General features: G+C 66.5%; 14 protein-coding genes. 6 read left to right on the top strand and 8 right to left on the bottom strand.

The annotated features are described in order from the left end of the window. Positions 1-24: 24 nt before the first annotated feature. Positions 25-1,554, top strand: coding sequence for an MFS transporter (locus ACFXIV_RS19965; RefSeq protein WP_379393866.1), 1,530 nt, complete (start codon positions 25-27; stop codon positions 1,552-1,554). Here the strand turns inward: ACFXIV_RS19965 and ACFXIV_RS19960 are convergent. Next, a complete protein-coding gene (locus tag ACFXIV_RS19960; RefSeq protein ID WP_379394341.1) occupies positions 1,477-2,175 on the bottom strand; it encodes a transposase in 699 nt (232 codons plus the stop codon). The genes ACFXIV_RS19965 and ACFXIV_RS19960 overlap by 78 nt on opposite strands. A 54-nt stretch (positions 2,176-2,229) precedes the next feature. Beyond that, a complete protein-coding gene (locus ACFXIV_RS19955) occupies positions 2,230-2,841 on the bottom strand; it encodes a transposase (protein WP_379393864.1) in 612 nt (203 codons plus the stop codon). Between the two features lie 617 nt (positions 2,842-3,458). Here ACFXIV_RS19955 and ACFXIV_RS19950 point away from each other — a divergent pair. Further along, on the top strand, positions 3,459-4,910 hold the full coding sequence (locus ACFXIV_RS19950) for an amidase (protein WP_379393862.1): 1,452 nt from the start codon (positions 3,459-3,461) through the stop codon (positions 4,908-4,910). A 223-nt stretch (positions 4,911-5,133) separates the two neighbouring features. On the opposite strand, the gene ACFXIV_RS19945 is transcribed toward ACFXIV_RS19950, so the two are convergent. Then, the gene (locus tag ACFXIV_RS19945; RefSeq protein ID WP_379393861.1) at positions 5,134-7,383 is read right to left on the bottom strand and encodes a serine/threonine-protein kinase; all 2,250 of its coding nucleotides are present in this window, start codon (positions 7,381-7,383) and stop codon (positions 5,134-5,136) included. A gap of 182 nt (positions 7,384-7,565) precedes the next feature. Between ACFXIV_RS19945 and ACFXIV_RS19940 the strand changes: the two genes are divergently transcribed. Both ACFXIV_RS19940 and ACFXIV_RS19935 read left to right on the top strand, forming a co-directional pair. Next, complete coding sequence (locus ACFXIV_RS19940; RefSeq protein WP_379393859.1) at positions 7,566-7,751, top strand: hypothetical protein; 186 nt, start codon at positions 7,566-7,568, stop codon at positions 7,749-7,751. A gap of 55 nt (positions 7,752-7,806) precedes the next feature. Beyond that, positions 7,807-9,156, top strand: a complete 1,350-nt coding sequence (locus tag ACFXIV_RS19935; RefSeq protein ID WP_379393857.1) for a serine hydrolase domain-containing protein — start codon at positions 7,807-7,809, stop codon at positions 9,154-9,156. A 714-nt stretch (positions 9,157-9,870) separates the two neighbouring features. Here the strand turns inward: ACFXIV_RS19935 and ACFXIV_RS19930 are convergent. Next, a complete protein-coding gene (locus ACFXIV_RS19930; protein ID WP_379386452.1) occupies positions 9,871-10,044 on the bottom strand; it encodes a hypothetical protein in 174 nt (57 codons plus the stop codon). Between the two features lie 347 nt (positions 10,045-10,391). Beyond that, positions 10,392-11,078 carry a TetR/AcrR family transcriptional regulator gene (locus ACFXIV_RS19925; RefSeq protein WP_379393855.1) on the bottom strand — a complete coding sequence of 229 codons (687 nt, stop codon included), beginning with the start codon at positions 11,076-11,078 and terminating at the stop codon, positions 10,392-10,394. Between the two features lie 35 nt (positions 11,079-11,113). On the opposite strand from ACFXIV_RS19925, the gene ACFXIV_RS19920 reads away from it, so the two are divergent. Continuing rightward, on the top strand, positions 11,114-12,487 hold the full coding sequence (locus tag ACFXIV_RS19920; RefSeq protein ID WP_379393853.1) for an FAD-dependent monooxygenase: 1,374 nt from the start codon (positions 11,114-11,116) through the stop codon (positions 12,485-12,487). A 227-nt stretch (positions 12,488-12,714) separates the two neighbouring features. Here the strand turns inward: ACFXIV_RS19920 and ychF are convergent, their stop codons facing one another. After that, the gene (ychF, locus tag ACFXIV_RS19915) at positions 12,715-13,794 is read right to left on the bottom strand and encodes a redox-regulated ATPase YchF (RefSeq protein ID WP_354833494.1); all 1,080 of its coding nucleotides are present in this window, start codon (positions 13,792-13,794) and stop codon (positions 12,715-12,717) included. A gap of 62 nt (positions 13,795-13,856) precedes the next feature. Beyond that, a complete protein-coding gene (locus tag ACFXIV_RS19910; RefSeq protein ID WP_379393851.1) occupies positions 13,857-14,486 on the bottom strand; it encodes a TIGR03086 family metal-binding protein in 630 nt (209 codons plus the stop codon). A 100-nt stretch (positions 14,487-14,586) separates the two neighbouring features. Here ACFXIV_RS19910 and ACFXIV_RS19905 point away from each other — a divergent pair, with 100 nt between their 5' ends. Continuing rightward, positions 14,587-15,537, top strand: coding sequence for a helix-turn-helix transcriptional regulator (locus ACFXIV_RS19905; protein WP_379393849.1), 951 nt, complete (start codon positions 14,587-14,589; stop codon positions 15,535-15,537). A gap of 42 nt (positions 15,538-15,579) precedes the next feature. On the opposite strand, the gene ACFXIV_RS19900 is transcribed toward ACFXIV_RS19905, so the two are convergent. Beyond that, on the bottom strand, positions 15,580-16,494 hold the full coding sequence (locus ACFXIV_RS19900; RefSeq protein WP_379393847.1) for a hypothetical protein: 915 nt from the start codon (positions 16,492-16,494) through the stop codon (positions 15,580-15,582). Positions 16,495-16,581: the final 87 nt, after the last annotated feature.

The raw sequence follows: 16,581 nt of genomic DNA, 5'->3' as shown, positions 1-16,581 counted from the left end.
CAATCCCCTGAAAGGACAACGGAATTGCGGAAGTGGCTACCGCTGCTGACGGTCTGTCTCGGCACCTTCATGCTGCTCATCGACGTGACGATCGTGAACGTCGCGCTACCGGACATGCAGCGCGACCTCGACGCTTCCTTCAGCGCGCTGCAATGGGTGGTCGACGGCTACGCGCTGGCCATGGCGGCGTTGATGCTCGGCGCCGGATCGATCGGTGATCTGGTCGGGCATCGACGCACCTACCTGGCGGGTATGGCGCTGTTCACGGTATCGTCGCTGATCTGCGGGATCGCACCGAATCCGGCGATACTCATCGCGGCCCGCATCGCACAGGGTATCGGAGCGACCGCGATGGGCTCGATGAGCATCGCGCTGTTGAACAGCTCCTATACCGGCCGCGACCGGGGTGCCGCGTACGGAGTATGGGGAGCGATCGCGGGCGCATCCTCCGCCGTCGGGCCGATCATCGGTGGCGTGCTCACGAATTGGGCATCGTGGCGGTGGATATTCTTCGTCAACCTCCCGGTCGGCATCGTGGCAATAGTGTTGTGCGCCTGGGTAATCGCCGAGTCAGGTGCGTCGCACGGCGCCCGGGTCGATGCGCCAGGTGTCCTCACGTTCGCCGGCGCCGCCGGTGCCGCGACGTACGCGCTGATCCGGGCCAACGAGCACGGCTGGTCGGATGCCGGGATCCGGTGGACACTGCTGACCGCGGCGCTCGCGCTCGCGCTGTTCCTCACCATCGAACGGCATTCGACACATCCGATGCTCGACCTCGCTCTGCTGCGGGACCGTTCGTTCATCGGCGTACTGATCGCCGGGGTCGTCTTGTTCTTCGCAGCGTTCGGGGCGCTCATGTACACCCAGATCTGGCTGCAATCGGTGCTCGGGATGAGTCCCATCGGTGCCGCCCTCGTGGGACTCCCCTTGTCCGCACTGGCATTTGCAGTGTCCGGCGGACTCGGCCGACACCTGCACGGCCCGAATACTGGGCGCATCATCGGTGCCGGACTGCTGATCACCGGTGCAGGCGGGATAGTGGGCGCGCTGCTGGTCCACGGCGGCGCTGGTTGGCCTGCGCTGGTTCCGGGGTTCCTGCTGCTCGGCGCCGGGGTTGGGCTGGCCACGGCAACCCTGAATTCTGCTGCGGTATCGGCGGTTCCGCTGCAGCGCGCCGGAATGGCGGCCGGTGCGGTCAACACCGCACAGCAGCTCGGCATGGCCGTTGCCATAGCCACGCTGGGCAACACATTCACTCTACGAGCTCAGCACGTGCTCGCGGCCCAATCGATGCCCGACCCCGCCGCCACAGCGCGCGCCGTGGCAGGCGGCCAAACCCCACTGATACTGGCGCGCACTCCGGCCGCGGTGCAGCCCATCGTCCGCGAAACCCTGCATACAGCTGCCGCCGCCGGCATCCAGAGCACACTCGCCGTCAGCGGAATCGTCGGACTGCTGGGAGGCCTACTCGTTCTGCTACTCACCCGCCCCCTCCAAAAAGCAGGTCTCACACCCGAAACTGCCGCACCCGGAGTCGAATCCACCAGCCACTGAGCACGGCGAGCCGGACAGGTGCACGACACCTGCCCGGCTCGCCCAGACTGGAGCCGATCCACCGGCCCAGACAAGATCATGACGTCCGCGGCGCCAACGCACGATATTGGCTCCCCTCTCGTGTCGAGGCGCGGTTTGGAGGGCAGGGCTGGTCTGGTTGATGGTGAGTCCGGGTTGTGGCTTTTCCGAAGAGCCGGTGTGCGGGGTCGAGCCGGTCGCGCTGGAGTCAAGAGTCGCCCCCGATTGCCCTCCCGGGCTTGCCTTTTCGCGCCGCTGCTGGTCGGCGAGTATGCGGGCGTCGACGACATTCGACAGCCGCCGTTTCAGCGCCCGCATCGCTTCCATCGAGGTCTTGCCCGCGGCTCTGCGGCGGTCGTAGTAGGTGCGCCCGGCGCTGGGACGGCGTAGTTGAACAATGGCCATGGTGTGCAGAACCCGGTTGATCTTGCGATGTCCGGCGCGAAAGAGCCGATGGCGTTTCTGCTGGCCGGAGGAAGCGTCCAAGGGTGCGGCGCCGTTCCAGGAAGCGAACCGGTCCCGGTCCCGAAATCGGTGGATGTCACCGACATCGGCGAGTAGCCGGGCTGCGCCGGCCGGGCCGATGCCGTGGAGGTCGGTCAGAGTGGAGCCGCGTTCGGTGACGAGTTGGCGCAGTTCTTTGTCCGCGGCCTTGGTTTAGCGGTCGATTGCTTCGCGTTCGCTGATCAACTCGACGGCCTGTCGGCGCCGGAGGTTGCCTGCCGGGTCGCGGGGTCTGACGGTGGCGACCAGCTTGCGGGCTTGCATCGCGGTCAGGAACTTCTTCGCTCCACCTGGCAGTAGTTCGAGCAGCAGCCGGTGACCCCGGTTGACGGTGTCGGTGCGGGCGCGGCCGAACTCGTCGCGGCGATCGGCGAGCATGCCCGAAGCGATCAGCTCCGAATCCGCCTGCACTCGGTGCAGATCCGGTGACCGCAACGCCGCCAACGCCACTGAATGCGCATCGACGGGATCGGTTTTGCCGCCGTTGCCGGTCGCGAACACTCGCACCTGTGCCGAGAGTTTCGCCGGCACGTCGATCACGGTTTCTCCGTCGCGGACCAGACGGTGCGCGATATGTCGGCCGATGCCGTCGCAGCCCTCGATCGCCCATACCCGATCCGGGTATCGCTGTGCGGTGGTGAGCATTTCGGTGTATCCGGTGTTGTCTGTGCCGCATCGGCCCGTGGCCAGTGCTGTGCCGGTGGGGTCGATGATCTCGATCGTGGCCGAGCGTTTGTGCGGGTCCATTCCGATGATGACCGTCACCAGTGCGTCCTTCCCGTGTCGGGCTACGAGGTCCGTGCGGGAAGGCACCGCTACTTCGAGCTGGGCAACCCCCTCTTCAGCCATTCCCGGCACGGTGACCGGTGAGACGCAAGCCAATAGTGAGCCACACCAATGACGCTGGCGGGCAGCCGATTAGGGAGCTACTCACCGGGCACCTGGACCCGATCCTGGCCGGGATCAGGCCCCACCGCCAGTGTCAAGTAGCCGAGGACCGGACATACCGATGTTGATGAAGCTGTCCGGGTACACGTCGTTTCGCAGCCTCGCGAAGTACGCGAGGGTGTCCGACGACGGCTAGCTGAACTTCCGGGCCGACACCGAATTCGCCGCGTGCCGCCATGGCCAGCGGGCGCGCGAATAGTCCTTCAGCCGAGAGGAACATGACAAGTACTGAGATATCTATCCCGTTGTGCGAACCGGCATTTCATGGCTTGCACCAATGGCACTAGCCCACTACCAACACCATGACCTGGGGTGAGCCACCTCTGATGACGGATCGAGTGCGTGACATTGCCGGTGGAGGTGGCCCGTTCGACCTTCCCGTTGTGCGAAGCGGCATTTTATGTCCTCTGCGGCAAGCCAATAACGTCGGATTCATGGAATGGAATCTTCGGTCGGCAGAAGAACTTTCGGCGGCGTTGCGGGCCGGTGAGGTGACATCGGTGGAACTGACCGATGAGGCGATCGCTCGTATCGAGCGGGACGACAAGGCGATCAACGCGATCTGTGTGCCGGATTTCGACCGTGCGCGGGCCGCCGCACATCGTGCCGACCAGGCGCGCGCCCGCGGCGAGGACCGGCCCCTGCTCGGTATCCCGGTGACGGTCAAGGAGTCCTACAACATGGCCGGGCTGCCCACGACCTGGGGCATGCCGCAGCACGCGAACTATGTGCCGGCCGAGGACGCGGTACAGGTGTCGCGGTTGAAGGCGGCGGGCGCGGTGCTGCTCGGTAAGACCAATGTGCCGTTGATGCTGCGAGATATCCAGAGCTTCAACGAGATCTACGGCACCACCAACAATCCGTGGGATCACGGCCGCACGTCGGGTGGATCCTCCGGCGGATCGGCGGCGGCCCTGGCGTGTGGATTCGGCGCGCTGTCCATCGGCTCCGACCTCGCCGGTTCGCTGCGCACCCCCGCGCATTTCTGCGGTGTCTACGCGCACAAGCCGACACTCGGGCTGGCGCCGACCCGCGGCATGGTCGCGCCGCCCGCCCCGGCACTGCCGATCGACCTCGACCTCGCCGTCGTCGGCCCGATGGCGCGCACCGCCCGCGACCTCACGCTGCTGCTCGACGTGATGGCCGGACCGGACCCGCTGACCCACGGCGTCGCCTACGACGTCGCATTGCCGCCCGCGCGCCACGAGCGGCTGTCGGACTTCCGTGTCCTGATCATCGAGGACCATCCGCTCATTCCGACCGGATCGGCGGTGCGGGCGGGCGTGAACCGGGTCGCCGAGGCGCTCGTCGACGAGGGCGCCCGCGTCGAAAGGCACAGTCCGCTGCTGCCCGATCCGACCGAAGCGGCGACGCTCTACATGCTGCTGATGCTGTCGAACGCCGCCGCAAGTCTTTCCGTCGACGTGTACGAACAGCTGCAGACCCACGCCGCCGCCCTGAGCGCGGACGACCGGAGTCTCGATGCGGCGCGGCTGCGCGGTATGGTGCTCAGCCACCGCGACTGGGTCGAGGCGAACAACCGTCGCGAACTCCACCGCCACGGCTGGCGGCAGCTCTTCGCCGAGTTCGATGCCGTGGTGTGCCCCATCACGCCCACTCCCGCCTTCCCGCACGACCACAACGGAGGTCTGGAGAACCGGCACATCGACATCGACGGCATCGCGTACCCGTACTTCGACCAGCTCGTCTGGGCCGGTGTGGCCACCATGCCCGGCCTGCCCGCCACCGCCATACCCGCGGGCCGATCCCCCGAGGGGCTGCCGGTGGGAGTGCAGCTCATAGGTCCGATGTTCGAGGACCGCACCCCGCTGCGGCTGGCCGAACTACTCGAGCAGAAGATCGGCGGCTTCCAGGCACCGAAGTAGGGCGCACCACCGGGTGTCCAACCAGGACGAAGCGCCAGCAGAAATCGCACCCGACCACGACGACCCGAGAATCGTTGCAGAAGTCAACATCCGCCATTGCACGGGCGTTCGCGGCAACGCACGACAGCGGCTCCCGCCTACGCCAGCGCGCCGCTGGTCGCATGTGAATGTCCTTCACACCGGCTCGAGATCAGCCGATCTCGGTCGTATGGCCATCCATCGGTCAGGCGTGAGAATGGGGATTCACGATGCGATTGAGAGCCGCCAGATCCGATTGCAGGGCGTAGAAGGTGCGCAGGGCGACGGCGAAGGCGACAAGCCCACCGACACAGAGGGCTACCATCGAGCCGATCACCGTGTGCTGCTGTTGCGGAGTCAAGAACATCAGCCCTAACGGCACGCCGATCAGCGGAACCGATGCCGCCACACCGAGGTACACACGGCTGCGTTGGATCAGCCGATGCAGCCGGGTGGCGTCGTCGGGGGCGAGGTGCCCGGCGGCGACCAAACCCGGGTAGTACCAGCGCAGCACGAAGAAGGTGGCCGGAAAGTACGTGTACACGACCGCTACCGTGGCTGCGACGAGGCTCGAGGCGATCAGATTAGCCAGCAGCCCGCCCGGCAGCGACCCCAGTGACAGCAGTTTCACCAGGAAGATGCCCATGGCCAGGATCCATCCGGTGAACGCGACTGCCGCGATCCGGTCGCCGCAGACGAGGGCGTCGGCGCGCGCACGGGCGAGGGTGGTCTCGTCGAAGTGTTTGCCGCGGCGCAGGCCGTCGGGCACTAGGAAGACGTTGCGGCACCAGTACAGCAGTCCGGCGATGGCGACCGGATAGGAGATCGCGATCACCACGTAACCCAGGTGGGTCAGCCGCCCGGCAGCCTCGGAGCCCAGTTCGAGTTGGATCAGCCGGACATTGTGCGCCGAAAGGTACAGTCCGGCCGCGACCTGGCCGAACATGCCTGTCGGAAGCACCACCGGAATCGGCCGCATGCGCAGCCGTGCCCGCAGGCTGTGTGCGGGTGGGTCGACCAGGTCGCGGGCGGCCCGGTCCTGGCTCAATTCGAGCCGCTGGGCCAGTTCGGCACCGCTGGGGTAGCGGTCGGCGGGGTCGGGCGCAAGGCAGGTGAGCAGTGCGTGACGCAGTAGGGCCGGGCAGTCAGGGGGCAGCTCGGCCTCCAGAGTCGCGTCGACAGGCCGGCGGCGTCGATCGATCATCGCCTGCAGCGATTGCTCCGATTCGCCGGCCCCGTCTCCGTCGTCGAACGGTCGCAGTCCGGTGAGCAGTTCCCACAGGACCACCGCCAGTGCGTAGAGGTCGCTGCGGGTGTCCAGATCGGCGGCAGTGGTGGCCACGTTGGGGTGGCAGGCCTCGAGCTGTTCGGGGGACATGTAGCGCAGGGAGCCGCCGAAGTACGCGACGGGGTTCGCACCAGGCAGATGCCGGCTGAAGCTGATGTTGAAATCGGCCAGCTTGGGCTGACCGTCGGCGGTCAACAGCACATTTGCGGGTTTGATGTCGCGGTGCAGCACACCGTGGCGATTGGCGTAGTCGAGCGCGGCGGCCAGCCGGGCGCCCAGCCAGGCCACGGTTTCCGGCCAGGTGAGCTGTTCCAGTTCCGCGCGTGCGGGCGAGGGCTGCGGCGCGAGCACGCCCGTGGTCGTGGTGGCGGCGTCGATAGCCGCCAGCAGCAGCTTGCCGCTGCGTCCGGCCGGTGGGGTGCGCCGCAGCAGTCGCAGCACGCCCAGCAGGGTGCCGCCGGACACGTACTGCATGTACATCAGCTTCAGATGCTGTTCAGTGATCTGACGCTGATCGAAGACGCGGACGATATGGTCGTGGTCGAGCTGGGCCAGCGTCTGCGGTTCGGCGCCGTGGTCGCGGGAGATCTTCACAGCTACCAGTCGGCTCAGCGATCGCTGCCGAGCCAGGAATACGCGCGCGAACGCGCCGCGGCCCAGCGGCAGCAGCAGATCGAAATCGTCCAGGGATGTGCCCGTATTGATGGAGTCGAGAGCATCGACTGCCGTGGGGTCGGCCAGCAGCGTGCTGCGCACGCCGCCGACATCGAAAGTCTCGGTGATGCGGGCCATTTGGGCCGGATAGTCGTGCTCGTACTCGGTGAGGTCGATGTCGTTGCGACAGCTGCGGGCACTGATCTCCTCGTAGATGAGATCCGGCGGCAGCGGGGCAGTGCCCAGTTCCGGGAACTGTTCGCGATAGTCGGCAAGGCGCAGCGCGTCGTCGCTGCGCCGCCACCGTTCGTGCAGATCCACTTTGATCAGTTCGATCAACGTGGTCCGCCGCAGCGCCGGCTCGGCCGGCAGGTGGATCGACAGATCAGGTGGTTCGCTCGATGAATGCCAGTCCTCGGCGAACTGGGCAACCAGAGTCGTCAACGCGGTCTGCGTTGCAGTCGCGCGGGCGGCACCGGGGTCGAATGCGCTCGCGCCGAGGTCCTTATCCATCGTCGCTCGCCTCGAAGCGGTTGATCCCGCCTCCCCAACAAGGGGTATTGGATCCCTCAGGTGGATGTTCGGCACTTCACCAATAGCCATACACCGTCGCTCCCCAGCTGTCCACCCCCTACCAAGGAGCCACACCCCGGGCGTTCATGGTGTCCGGGGTGTCGGCCTACCAGGACACATGCATGAAGATCGACCCCGACCCGGTCCTCATCGGATCGTCACCGCCTACAGCGTCGGTACTGACCGGGCTCACGGTCCTCGTCATGGGCGCAGGATGGGTTCACGGCACGAACACGCCGCTGATGTCCTCCAAGAGGAATCTTGGAATATTCGACGTTGAGCGGTACGCCCGGTTTGCATTCGGCTGAACCTTATTCAGCCTGTTGTCCGCTCTGGCACTGCCGGGGGCGATAGCCTCGAGCTATGGGTCGCATCGACGGATTCCTGGCCGGAACTGCGGCGATATCGATGGTCGCTGGGAGCGTTTTCGCCGGGGGTGCGCAGGCCGCGCCCGCCGCGCAGCGGTCGTGTGAGGTGTCGTCCGGGCGGGACCCGGAACGGGCGGCTCCGGAACAGGTTGGACTGGATTCGGGGCTGCTCGCGGGCGCCTTGGCGTTCGCCAGTGGGCGTAATCGGTTGAATGTGCAGGTGTTCCGGCACAACTGCCTGATCGGTGAGGGGCCGACGAACGACGAGACCGGCAATGTCGCGTGGAATATCTGGAGTGCGACGAAGAGCGTTGTCTCCCTGCTCGCCGGAATAGCCTGGGATCAGGGGAAACTCGATCTCGAGGCGCCGATCGATCGGTATCTGCCGCCCGGACTCGGTGATGAGCGGCATCGGTCGATCACCGTGGAGAATCTGCTGACCGAATCGTCGGGCCTGGCGGCGGATATCCTTACCGAGGGTGTCACCGGGGTGATTCCGATCGATCCGAATGGTGCCGTGCAGGCGCTCGGGGTGCCGTTGGACAATCCGCCGGGTGCGGTATTCAGCTACAGCGAGCGCGATGTCGATCTGCTCGCCTATGTCATCGAGTTGGCCATCGGCGAGCCGTTGCAGCAGTTCGCGCAGCGTGAGCTTTTCGATCCGCTCGGCATCGAACGCGGTGATTATTACTGGGCGCGCGATCGCGCCGGGCACACCTACGGTTATGCCCATCTGATGATCCCGCCGAACGATTTCGCGAAGCTCGGTCTGCTGGTGAGCAATGACGGGCGCTGGGGCACACAGCAACTCGTCTCCGAGGCTTATCTGCGCATGGCACGCCAGCCGTCACCAGCGAACAAGTGCTTCGGCTACCTGCTCTGGATCGGCCTGGGATGCGAAGAGTCCCAGGACTTCCAGCCCGCTGACGTGTATTTCATGGTCGGAGGCGGCATGCAGAACGTCTTCATCGTGCCGAGTCTGGATTTGACGGTGGTGTGGACCGGAGTCTTCGGAAGTGTCAGCAACCAGGGCATCGAGGAGGCTCTGGAGGACACCACGGAGCTCGCGCACGAATTCTTCCGCAGATTGTTCGCGGCATTCCAAGACCCTCTGGTGCCCGATCCCGGTCCGTATGTCGAACCGCCGCTGCGCGCGGATTCGAGCCAGTACGTGGATACGGATCTGCTGATCGCGGTCTTCGGCGTCGGGCCCGCGGCATATCCGGGCTGCAATGTCTTCAGCTGCCTGAACTACCCGTTGGCACCGCCGTTCGCGGATACCGCGCCGGGCTGCGTCATTCAAGCCTGCCTCGGTCCGGACCCGCGCACGCCCGGCATCCGCTGAATCACATGCCGAAGAAAGGGATATCGCCTTCCTTCGCGCCGTGCGCGAAGAAATGGTCACCCACTGTTGTGGTCCCCCAACCTCTAAACACTGGCGGTGCTGCGCTGCGCATCCGTTGAGAGCGCAAACTCAGTCATGACATCTATTCTGCCCGTTGAGCTTTCACTCAGGCCACCAAATGCACGAGTGCCTATGTCCTAATCTACGGGCACACGGGTTACCGCCGAAGTCAGCCGAACACGCACGCGGACCGACTACCCCGCTGACCGAGCCGGGTCTTCGCGCGGGGCCGCCGTAACAGCTGAGCCCCCACCCGGGGAACCGGATGGGAGCTCAGCAGAGTCTCTACCAGCAGCGATACGCGCGCTGCCCTACTTCTTCGCAGAGCCTAATCCGCTTCGGAACTCGCCGACCAGCATCAATATCTGCACGTCAAACGCCCTGGTCGGAGCCCAGCTCACGCTCCGAAGCCGAATAGCCTCTGCAGGCGACTCGCCAATCCAGCCGCCGCCGGCACCGCCTTGAGACCGCCCCTCCGACGGCCCCACTGACTGGCTGGCTCTAGCGCACTCAAGTGCGCGCTCATGCCGAATGTCGTGCGATTCGAAATCGTCTCCCCGAGATCCCTTGATGAATCCGCCTGGGCCGTCCGCGACTTCGCTGTCGGATTGAAATCCGACGGCCCGGATTACCTACCGTAGGCAGCCTGACGCATCACTGGCCGTAGAGGCGTATGAAGTCCTGGGTCGGGTCGACGGTGGGCACCGAGTAGCTCGACGAACTCCCGTCGACATGGGTCTCCTCGACGTACTGGGCGGGTTCGACGGGCAGGCGGCGCCACCGGGCGCGTGGATCATCGGCCTGCTCTCGGTGACTGTTCGACGACATGATGTCCCCCTCCATAGTCGTTTCACCACATGCTACCCGGAGTTACACGTGCAGAGCAGCACGCATTGCGGCAAAGGCCAAGCCGGGCTGGAGGTTCGAGGACGTTGCTGTGGGCCAGAGTCACGGCGAGGGCCACCCGCCTACTGTATGCGCCGATGCCTTGCGCAAGGCAATCCAAATGTCCTGTATTGCCGCATACCGCGCTGACCGAACCGGCCAGCGCGGGGCATCGGAAGATCATGTGGCCGTGCCGATCCGAGGTCGGCGGAATGTCCGCAGCTGCCGAATGCAGTGTGTCGCGTAGGTGGTTTCCCGCTCAGGCGGGATCGGCCTCGGTGCATTCGCGATCACTTTGCCGTCTGCTGAGAGTCCGCGATCCCGGTGAGGATGCGGCGCAAGCCGTACGAGAACTGTTCGGCCGGGCTCAGGTCGGCGGATTCGGTCATGCGCGAAACCCGGGGATATGCGCCGCTTTCGATGATCTTGCGCATGTAGGGGGCGACGGCGGCGCGCCACTGGTCCTCGGTCCGACCGGTGCGCCGCTGGGTCTCTTTCTCGGCGAGCTCGCGTATGACCGCGCCGCGCACGTAGTCCCTGATGAGCCCGACAGCCGAGGCCGCGTCGGCGATGTCGGAGGTCAGCGGGGCGGCGGCGGTGAGGGCGTGTTCCAGGCCGCGCAGCCAGTTGGGGCCGAGCGATGGCCGGGTGGCCAGCAGCGGGGCGAGCCAGGGGTGCCGTAGCCACAGCTCGCGCTCGTGGTGGGCGTACGCCTCGAGGTCGGCGCGCCAGTCTCCCGTCAGCGGCACGTGGTCGTCCTGTACCGCATCGGCCATGAGGTCGAGCAGGTCGTCGCGGCTGTCCACGTAGCGGTAGAGCGAGGTTGTGCCGGTCGACAGCTCGGTGGCGACGCGGCGCATCGATAGCGCGTCGAGCCCCTCGGCGTCGGCGATGGCGACCGACGCGTCCACGATGCGCTCCACGCTCAGGGCCTGCCTTTTCGACCGGTACGGCTCACGTTCCCAGATAAGCGACATGGACAGGAGTCTACAGAAGTGGATACAGTGTGCCCATGAACGGGAACACTGTGCCCACAGATGTTTTGATCGCAGGCGGCGGATCCGTCGGGCTGATGCTCGCGGTGCTGTTGCGCCACCACGGCGTCAATCCCCTCGTCGTCGAGGAGAAGCCGCAGCTGTCGCCCCACCCCAGGGCCACCGGCATCGGGTCGCGGTCGGTGGAGATCCTGCGCGAGGTCGGCCTGGATCACGCGGTCAACGAGGCTGCGGTCGACTTGCGGGCGGGGAAGATCAGAGCGCGCACGCTCGCCGAGGCCGACTTCACCGAAAGCGCTGAGTGGAAGACGAAAACCGCGGCCGAGCTCACCTACACACCAGCCCGGATCCGCGGCACCTGCGCACAGAACCGGCTCGACCGCGTACTGATCACCAGGGCAGGCGACGTGGAGTTCGGCGTAGCGCTCGACTCGTTCGAGCAGGATTCCGGCGGCGTCACGGCGACCCTGTCCGACGGGCGTGTCGTGCGGGCGCGCTATCTGGTGGCCGCCGACGGTGTGCGCAGCCGGGTTCGGGAGGTCCTCGGCATCGGTCTCACCGGTCCAGGTGCGATCGGTCAGGAGACGACGAGTGTCCTGTTCGGTGCGGATCTGCGTCCGCGTAAGCCGTTCGCAATGTGCAATATCGAGCATCCGGACGCGACCGGCCTGCTGGTGACCGTCGACGGCGAACGTGAGTGGGTGTTCCTCACCCGCCTCGACACGGAGCCGACTGCCGACCTCATCCGCACCGCGCTCGGCGACCCGTCGATCGAGGTGGAGATCCGCAGTGTGCTGAGGTTCCGGGGGCGCGGGCAGGTGGCCGATCGGCTCTCCGTCGGGCGGGTCTTCCTGGTGGGCGACGCGGCGCACGCGATCCCGCCATTGGGCGCGTTCGGGTTGAACGCCGGCATCGCAGACGCGCACAATCTGGCGTGGAAGCTCGCGCACGTACTGCGCGGTGAGGCCGGACCCGAGCTGCTCGAGACTTATCACGCGGAACGCCATCCGGTGGCCCTCATGACAATGGAGCAGGCGCGCCTGCGGTTCAACGATCCGTCCCTGCACTGGGGAAAGGACATGGCAGAGGCGCGCAAGGCGGCGGGGGCGATCAACGCGCCAGTGGTGCACATGGGCTACCGGTACGACGGCGCGGAGCTCCCCTCCACCGAAGACGTCACCCTCGACCTCGACGGGTCGCCGGGATCCCGCCTGCCGCACATGTGGGTGGCCGACGGGGTGTCCACACTGGATCTCGTCGGATCGCAGTGGTGCGTGCTCACGGCCGATCCCGGCGTGGCGGCCGACGTTCCGGTGCACGTCGTGGACGGCTGGCCGTACGGGACGGTGTTGGTTCGCCCTGACGGTTTCGTGAGCCGGTCGTACCGCTAGCGCGCCCGTGTGCTGTCCCAGCCCGCACGGTTCGAACCAGCCGCGGCAGTGTCTCGAAGATAGACGTCGCCAGCAAACGCACTACTTTCCCGCATACCGTGCTGACCGAACCGGCCAGCACGGGGCGCTGGAGAAACGACTGAGCCCCCACCCGGATCACCGAATGGGGGCTCAGCGGAGTCTCTACCAGCAGCGATACCCGCGCTGCCCTATTTCTTCGCAGAGGCTCAGACGTTGAATCTGAATTCGACGACGTCGCCGTCGGCCATGACGTAGTCCTTGCCTTCCATCCGGACCTTGCCGGCGGACTTGGCGGCGGCCATGGAGCCGGCCTCGACGAGGTCGGTGAAGGCGACGATCTCGGCCTTGATGAAGCCGCGTTCGAAGTCGGTGTGGATGACGCCGGCGGCCTTGGGGGCGGTGTCGCCCTGGTGGATGGTCCAGGCGCGGGCTTCCTTGGGACCGGCGGTGAGGTAGGTCTGCAGGCCTAGGGTGTGGAAGCCGGCGCGGGCCAGGGCGTGCAGGCCCGGCTCGGTCTGGCCGATGGACTCCAGCAGTTCGAGGGCGGATTCCTCGTCCAGCTCGAGCAGTTCGGCCTCGACCTTGGCATCCAGGAACACCGCGTCGGCGGGGGCGACGGCGGCCTTCAGCTCGGCCTTCTTGTCCTCGTCGGTAAGGATCGACTCGTCGGCATTGAAGACATAGAGGAACGGCTTGATGGTGAGCAGCGAGAGTTCCTTCAGCAGCTCGGTGTCCAGCTGGTCGCGCGCGGCGAACAGGGTCTTGCCGCTGTTGAGGATCTCCTGCGCCTGCTTGGCGGTATCGGCGACCGGCTTGCGGTCCTTCTTGACCTTGGCTTCCTTGTCGAGACGGACCACGGCCTTCTCGAGGGTCTGCAGGTCGGCCAGGATGAGCTCGGTCTCGATCACCTCGATGTCGGACAGCGGGTCCACCTTGCCGTCGACGTGGATCACGTCGTCGTCGGCGAAGACGCGCACGACCTGGCAGATGGCATCGGCCTCACGGATATTGGCGAGGAACTTGTTGCCCAGGCCCGCACCCTCGGAGGCGCCCTTCACGATGCCCGCGATGTCGACGAACGACACCACCGCGGGGACGAGACGCTCGGAGCCGAAGATGCCGGCCAGCGTGTTCAACCTCGGGTCCGGCAGCGGCACCACACCGACATTCGGCTCGATGGTGGCGAACGGGTAGTTCGCGGCCAGCACGTCATTGCGCGTCAGAGCGTTGAACAGCGTCGACTTTCCGACGTTGGGCAGGCCGACGATTCCGAGGGTGAGACTCACGAGAGTGGGAGTCTACCCGGACCGGCGGCCCGCTCCGTCACCGCAGGTCCGGGGCCGGTCCGTCAGGCCCGCGGGTTGCGGCCGAGGTAGGCCAGCAGTTCGTTCGCCACCGGGGTGCCGGTCGCGGGCAGTTCGGTGACGACGGGCGCGAAGACGCCGTAGTCACGCAGCGGCTCGACGAGGCCACGGGCGGCGGTGAGCAGGTGTCCGGCCAGTTCGTCGGTGAGCGGCGAGGGCTGCCCGGTGCCGATGGCGATGTCCCAGGCGTGCACCGCGGCGTCGAGCGCGCACATGACCGCGGCCACCGGGGTGGGGAGCTCGCCGTGCGGCAGCGGGGTGGGCACGGTGTCGGTGGCGTCGGTGACGGTGGCCCAGGCGGTGGCGGTGGGTTCGATTGCGGCGGAGACCAATTCGACCGCACCGCCGTCGATGTGACCGGAGGGCTCGAACGGGTTGTAGGCCGGGCCGTCACCGATGCCGAGGAACTTGGCGTAGGCCAGCTGATCACCGGCCGCGTGCTGAACCACCTGTGTCACAGTCCATTCCGAGCACGGGGTGGGGTTGTCCCACTGGTCCGCGCCCACACCGGCCACGACCTCGGCGAGCGCGCGGTGCGACGCCGCGAGGACCTCGCGCCAGGCCGGGGCGAGGACGGTGGCGGGCGAGTTGCCGGTCTGCGGGTTGGCGCTCATTGTTCTTGCCTCTCAGGTCGTTTCGATCCGTTGAGATAAAGGTATGACCCGATTAGGCTGGTTTTCTTCCTAATTATCCGGCCGGATGGAAGGGTGCTGTGTGACCTCCACCGCAACCCGTTTGCTGCGCCTGCTGTCCCTGCTCCAGGAGCGCACCCTCACCGGCCGTGAACTGGCCGAACGACTCTCTGTCACCGACCGCACCCTCCGCCAGGACATCGCGCGCCTGCGCGAACTCGGCTACCCGGTGCACGCCGCCCGCGGCCCGGTCGGCGGCTACCGCCTCGGCCAGGGCGCCACCATGCCCCCGTTGCTGCTCGACGACGACGAGGCCGTTGCGGTGGCCGTCGCCATGAACGTGGCCGCCGACGGCAGCACCGGCATCGCCGACATCCACGCCAATCTCGAACGCGCCCAGGCGAAGATGGACCGCATCCTCCCGAAACGCCTGCAACGCAAGGTCACCGTATTGCGTTCCGTCACGGACATCGGCCCCGCCGTCACCGGATCCCGGGAACCCGACGCCCCCGTCTCCGCCGAAACCCTCGCCACCCTCGCCACCGCCATCCGCGCCACCACCACCCTGCGCGCCGACGCCACCGAACTCGAGCCCTACCGGTTGATCAGCTGGCAACGCCGCTGGTACCTGGTCGCCTACAGTCTCGATTCCCACTCCTGGCAGGCACTCCCGGTGGCGTCGATCACCGAAATCCTCACCGGCACCCGCCATTTCGCCCCACGCCCACTCCCCGACTCCGACCTCGTCGCCTTCGTCCTGCGCGAAATAGCCTCCACCGGTTGGCAAGTCCACGCCCGCGTCACCGTCCTGGCCCCCGCCGAAACCGTCATAGCCCGCATCAACCCGACAGTCGGCGTCGTCGAACCCCTCGACGACACCTCCTGCCTCCTGCTGACCGGAGCCGACCGCCTGGAAACCATCGCCATCTACCTCAGCATGCTGATGATGGATTTCCGCGTGACCGACCCGCCCGAACTCGTCACCCACATCCGCACCCTCGCCCACCGCTACGCGGCCGCCACCTACCCGTGAACTTCACCGATGAGTCAGCAGTGATTGCCAATGTGGTGAGAACTACTGGGTGCCCGCAGGTTCGGGCAGGACCGTGACGTGGCGGACGGTTCCGGACAATCCTGGAAGCTCGACGGGTGCGGTCCAGGTGTGGAATCCGTCGTGGCTGTCGCTGTAGAAGTACTTCTTCTCGGTGTAGGCGTCGAAGTAGATCCGGTGCCCTCCGTCGGGCAGTTCGATCACACAGTGGCCCTCCCGCGGTGCACCCCAGCCGGCCCAGTCGCCGGTGCCGATGAACCGGTACGGCCCCAGCGGCGTAGTAGCGACCGCAAGCTCGATGTACTTGCTCGATTCGTTCTTCGTGAAGGCGTAGTAGCTGCCGTCGCGCGCGACGACGGCAGTGTCGATGTAGCCGAGGTGCCCCGGGTGCTGCGGCCCGATCCCCGCGAGCGGAGTCGGCGGGCTCCACACCGGCCGGGCCGGATCGGCCGTGACGATCAGATAGGGCCGGAAGCCATGCCCCTGCGAGATGGAGACGAGCACCCCGACGTATCCGGGAATGAGGTCGAACCATGTTGGCGCCCAAGCAGCTTCGGCGCTCGGCACCGGGACCGGATAATCCGACAGGTGAGTCCAGGTGAGGCGGTCGGTGCTACGGGCGAATCCGATGGTGTGACCGTCTCCGGCAGTGGTGTACGCGATGTAGTAGGCCCCGTCGGTGTGCCGGAGCAAACTGGGATCCCGCACCAGTCCGGCGGCCGGGCGGTAGGCGCCGGCCCGCAGCAACGTGAAGTTTGCCGCGTCCTCGGATTCATAGACGTACAGGTCGGTATCACTGCTATTGGTGAACGCGGTCATCGTGTACCGCGTGGTCGCCGCCGCCCGCGCGATCGCGGTTCGACCGCCGAGCCCAGCCCCGGCCGACAGCACGGCCATCGAAGCCAACACCGATCGACGATTCCACCGGATCGCGCTCATCCACAGCATTATTCAGTGCCCGATAGCTGACCCGTAGCCGCCGCGCCGAGAAACTCCCACCACCAACCCGGTCACGGTGTCGACTGC

This window comes from Nocardia sp. NPDC059236, assembly GCF_042754085.1.
Classification (GTDB): Bacteria; Actinomycetota; Actinomycetes; order Mycobacteriales; family Mycobacteriaceae; genus Nocardia.
This window is presented reverse-complemented; position numbering and strand designations above follow the sequence as displayed.